Below are 5,037 nucleotides of genomic sequence, written 5' to 3' on the forward strand. Positions count from 1 at the left end.
GGGTGGATCCCCAGGCCCCGTAGGTACGAGGACCGTTCGTTCTTGGTGAAGTCGCGTCGGAGGGCCTGGCAGATCCTTCTGCTCGCTTCGTGCGCGTCGGGGAGGTCCACGTCCCACAGCTGCGCGGTGTCGTCGGGTCCGCTGGTGGCGAGGGTCCTGCCGTCCGGGCCGAAGGCCACCGCCATGGAGTCGTCGCGGGCGGTGAGGACGTTGCGGGACCTGCCCGCGGCCACGTCCCACAGCCGTACGGTCCGGTCGCCGCTGCCGGTGGCGAGGGTCCGCCCGTCGGGGCTGAACACGACCGACGTCACATGGCTGGTGTGGCCGGTGAGGACCTTGCGGTTCCGGCCGGAGGCCACGTCCCACAGCCGTACGGTCTCGTCGTGGCTGCTGGAGGCGAGGGTGCGGCCGTCGGGGCTGAACACCACCGCGGTGACGAAGTCGTTGTGGCCGGTGAGGGCTTCGCGGACCTTGCCGGTGTCCGCGTCCCACAGCCGTACGGTGGTGCCGCTGCCGGTGGCGAGGGTCCTGCCGTCGGGGCTGAACGCCACGGACGTCACCTGGCCGGAGCGCTCCTCCAGCACTCCGCGCGCACGGCCGGACCGCACGTCCCACAGCCGTACGGTCCCGTCCTGACCACTGGAGGCGAGGGTCCTGCCGTCCGGGCCGAACGCCACCGACGTCACCTGGCCCGAGTGCCCCTCCAGCACCTCGCGCGTACGGCCCGACCGTACGTCCCACAGCCGCACCGTCCCGTCCTGACCACTGGAGGCGAGCGTTCCGCCGTCCGGGCCGAAGGCCACCGCCGTGACCATGTCCGTATGGCCGGAGAGCGTGCCGCGTGCCCTGCCCGAGGCCACGTCCCACAGCCGCACCGTCTTGTCGAGGCCGCCCGTGGCCAGCGTCCTGCCGTCCGGGCTGAACGCCACCGAAGTGACGTGACCGGTGTGGCCCGTGAGGATTTTCCGGGGTTCACCGGCGGCCGCGTCCCACAGCCGCACCGTCGTGTCCAGACTGCCCGTGGCCAGCGTCCTGCCGTCGGGGCCGAACGCCACGGACATCACGTGGTTGGTGTGGCCGGTGAGGACGGTACGCGGCTCGCCGGCCGCCACGTCCCACAGCCGTACCGTCTTGTCCAGGCCACCGGAGGCGAGCGTTCTGCCGTCGGGACCGAAGGCCACGGACGTGATCATGTCCGTGTGGCCGGAGAGCGTGCCGCGCACCTTGCCCGAGTCGGTGTCCCACAGCCGCACCAGCTTGTCGAGGCCGCCCGTGGCGAGAGTTCTGCCGTCGGGACCGAAGGCCACCGACATCACCTGGTCGGGGTGCTTGAGCAGGGTGTCCCGGGCTTTCCCCTCCGCGACGTCCCACAGCCGCGCCGTCCCGTCGAGACCGCCTGTGGCGAGAGTCCTGCCGTCCGGGCCGAACGCCACCGACGTCACCATGTCCGTATGGCCGGTGAGCGTGCCGCGCGCCTTGCCGGAGGCCACGTCCCACAGCCGCGCCGACTTGTCCTGGCCGCCCGTGGCGAGGGTCCTGCCGTCGGGGCTGAAGGCGACCGAGGTCACCTGGCCGGAGTGTCCCGTCAGGACCGTACGGACCGCGCCCGACCGCACGTCCCACAGCCGCACCGTCCCGTCCCGGCCGCTGGAGGCGAGCGTTCCGCCGCCCGGACCGCCGAACGCGACCGACGTCACCTCGCCGGAGTGCCCCTCCAGCACCGTGCGGGTGCGGCCCGTCGCGGCGTCCCACAGGCGTACGGTCCCGTCCTGGCCGCCGGAGGCGAGCAGCTTGCCGCCGGGGCCGAACGCCACCGACGTCACCTGGCCCAAGTGCCCCGTGAGGCGGTGGCGGAGCGGGAGCGCGGCGGCCGTGTAGAGGCCGGCGGTGGCCTCGCCCGTGGGGCTGATCCGGTGGGCCGCGATGGCCAGCAGCGAGGCCAGGTCGGGGTCGGAGCCGATCAGGGCGCTGGACTGGGCGGCCGTCTGCCGGGACTGGGCCTGGTGCTGCGCGGCGATCGCGGTCTGCCGCTGCCAGAGGGCGATGCCCGTGGCGATCAGCTCCAGGGCCAGGAGGACGGCGAGGCTGCCGAGCAGCTGGCGCAGGCGTCTGGTGTGGGAGCGTTCGCGTTTCCGCTCGGCGGTCTCGTGGGCGGTGCCGGTGTCGAGGAACGCCCGTGCCACGGGGCCCAGGGTGGCGTGGTGCGCGGGGTCGGCGGCCCATTCGCGGGCGACGGCCAGGCGGGTGCCCCGGTAGAGCAGGGCCGCGTCGCGCCCTTCGCCCTCCCAGGTCTCGGCCGCCTCCAGGAGCGACTGCCGTACGTGCAGGCCCGCGCGGTCCGCGTCGATCCACTCGCGCAGCCGGGGCCAGGCGCGCAGGAGGGCCTCGTGGGCGAGTTCCACGTGGTCGGCGTCCAGCGTCAGCAGGCGGGCGCGGGCGAACATGTCGAGGACCGCCGCGGCCGCCTCCGGGGCCGGGTCCCGCTCCAGCAGACGGCGGTGCTCCATACGGCGCCCGGTCTCGCCCGCGCCGTCGAGGTGGACCAGGTGGAGCAACAGCCTGCGCGCGACGGGCTGTTGCTCCGGGGGCAGCGCGGTGTAGGCGTGCTCGGCCGTGGTGGCCACGGCCCCGGAGATGCCGCCGGTCAGCTTGTAGCCGTCCACGGTCAGCGTGGAGTCCGTGCGCTGCTGCCAGGTGGCCAGGAGGGCGTGGGAGAGGAGGGGCAGCACTCCGGCCCGTGGGGTGGCGGGGCTGTTCCCGGCGGTGTCCAGGGTCGCACCCAGGGCCATGCCCGCGTCCCGTAACAGCAGCTCCACGAGCCCCGGTTCCACCGAAAGACCCGCCCGCTCGGCCGGGCCCGTGATGGCCTCCCGCAACTGGGCCGCGTTCATCGGCCCGAGGGGGACGTGGCCGTGCCGCAGCGCCGCGACCAGTTCGGGGTGGGCCAGGCAGTGCCCGTAGAAGTCGGCGCGGATGCCCAGCACGGCGAGGCAGGCCGGGGTGTCCTCCGGTCCGGGTTCAGGGGCGGTGGCCAGCGTGTGCAGCATCCCGATGAAGGTGCGTCGTTCGTGCTGGTCCTGGCAGAGGGTGAAGAGCTCCTCGAACTGGTCCACCACGAGCGCGAGCCGGACCGGGGCCGTCGCCCCAGTGGTCTGACCCGTACGGTCGCGCACCGTGGCGGCGAACCGCTGCGGGGAGTCGGCCCAGGCCCCGGAGAGTTCGGAGTGCGCCGCTCCCGTGGCCCGGGCCAGCAGCGCCAGGAGTTCGCCGACGGGGTGCTCCCCCGGCGTGAGCAGTACCGGCCGCCACGTGCCCGCGCCGGGCGCCGGCAGGACACCGCGCGCCAGGGCCGGTATCAGCCCGGCGCGCAGCAGGGAGGACTTCCCGGTGCCCGACGGGGCGACGACCAGCAACGGCCCGGCGCCGCCCAGGTGCCGGGTGAGCTGCGCGATCAGGGCGGCGGTGGCCTGCTCCCGCCCGAAGAACCAGCGGGCGTCCTCGGAGCCGAACGCGGACAGGCCGCGGTACGGGCACGCGGCGTCGTCCTGCGGGGCGGTACTGGTGCCGGGGCCGGTGTTCCGTCGCGGATCGTCCGCTTCCGGCACGAGCCGTTCGAGGGCTCCGCCGGTGTCCAACGCCTGGTCGCAGGCGCGCGCGAGGTCCAGGGTCAGGGGCTTGTCGCCGTTCTCGACCTTGCTCAGATAGCCCTTGCTGTAGAAGGCCCGCGCGGACAGCCCGGCCAGTGACACGCCATGCTCCTGCCGGAGTTTCCGCAGGAGCTCCCCGGCGCGAGCGGTCTCCGGGGCCTCGGGGGCTTCCGGGGCGGAGGTCTCGGAGGACCCGAAGGCCTCGGCCGCGGAACCGCGGTGCTCGTGCCGCCGCTGGTCGTCCACTGACATGGCCTGCCTTTCGCCGGGGCATCACCGCAGGTCGTCGCCGGTTTCCCAGTCTCCTGTCGGCAGAAGGAAACGGGAAACCCCTGGGCGCGCGGGGCGCCTGGGGGCTGAACTACTGGACGTACCCCGCGGAGGCGGGGGTGCACGCTGTGAGCCCGCTACGGGGGTGCGGGCTCACAGCGTCGACCCGAGGGCACCGGCCGGGCAAGTGCCCCTTGCAACGTTTGGGCGTACGCACCTGAAGGTAAGTGCCCACTTTTTTGTGCGTACTTGAGGCGGCGGGGGCCGTGGGCGAACCTGATGGAGGCGCACCGAGCCCCGCACACCCCCTCTGAACTGGAGCTTTCCCATGACCACGGCTACCCCCGTCACCGTCCTCGGCCTCGGCGCGATGGGCAAGGCACTGGCGACGGCGTTCCTCACGGGCGGCCTCCCGACGACGGTGTGGAACCGCACCCCGGGCAAGGCCGAGCCGCTGCTCGCCCTGGGGGCGACCGCCGCCGAGGACGTGGCCGCCGCGGTGACCGCGAGCGAGCTGGTGGTCGCCTGCCTCCTCGACTACGACTCGGTGCACGAGACCCTGGACCCGGTCGCCGCGAAGCTGGCCGGGCGCACCCTGGTGAACCTCACCAACGGCACGCCCGAGCAGGCACGCGAGATGGCGGCGTGGGCGGACGGCCACGGCATCGCGTACGTCGACGGCGGCATCATGGCCATCCCGCCGGGCATCGGCACGGAGCAGGCGTTCCTGCTCTACAGCGGCTCGCGCGAGGCGTTCGACACCTACGCCCCGGCCCTGGAACTCCTGGGCGCACCCCGCTTCGTGGGCACGGACCCGGGCCTGGCGGCCCTCCAGGACATCGCGCTGCTCAGCGCCATGTACGGCATGTTCGCGGGCGTCTTCCACGCCCTGGCCCTGGTCGGAACGGCGGGTGTACAGGCGGAGGAGTTCGCTCCGCTGCTCCAGCAGTGGATCACGGGCATGGCGGCGGGCGTCCCGCACTACGCCCACCAGATCGAGACGGGCGACTACGCGACGGGCGTCGTCTCCAACACCGCCATGCAGGCGGCGGCCTTCCCCAACCTCCTCACCACCGCCGAATCCCAGGGCCTGAGCCCGGAACTCCTGGCTCCGCTGGGG

At 73.7% G+C, this 5,037-nt stretch carries 2 protein-coding genes; one reads left to right on the forward strand and one right to left on the reverse strand.

Going from position 1 to position 5,037, the window contains the following annotated elements; translation table 11 throughout:
• Window positions 1-3,899: helix-turn-helix domain-containing protein (locus K6I34_RS31370; RefSeq protein ID WP_229331256.1), on the reverse strand; the 3,899-nt coding region annotated here is incomplete at its 3' end.
• Window positions 3,900-4,245: 346 nt separating this feature from the next.
• Between K6I34_RS31370 and K6I34_RS31375 the strand changes: the two genes are divergently transcribed.
• Window positions 4,246-5,037 (forward strand): NAD(P)-dependent oxidoreductase (locus K6I34_RS31375; RefSeq protein WP_229331258.1); only part of this gene is annotated, 792 nt, incomplete at its 3' end.

The sequence above is a fragment of the Streptomyces sp. UNOC14_S4 genome (assembly GCF_020740835.1).
Taxonomy (GTDB): Bacteria; Actinomycetota; Actinomycetes; order Streptomycetales; family Streptomycetaceae; genus Streptomyces.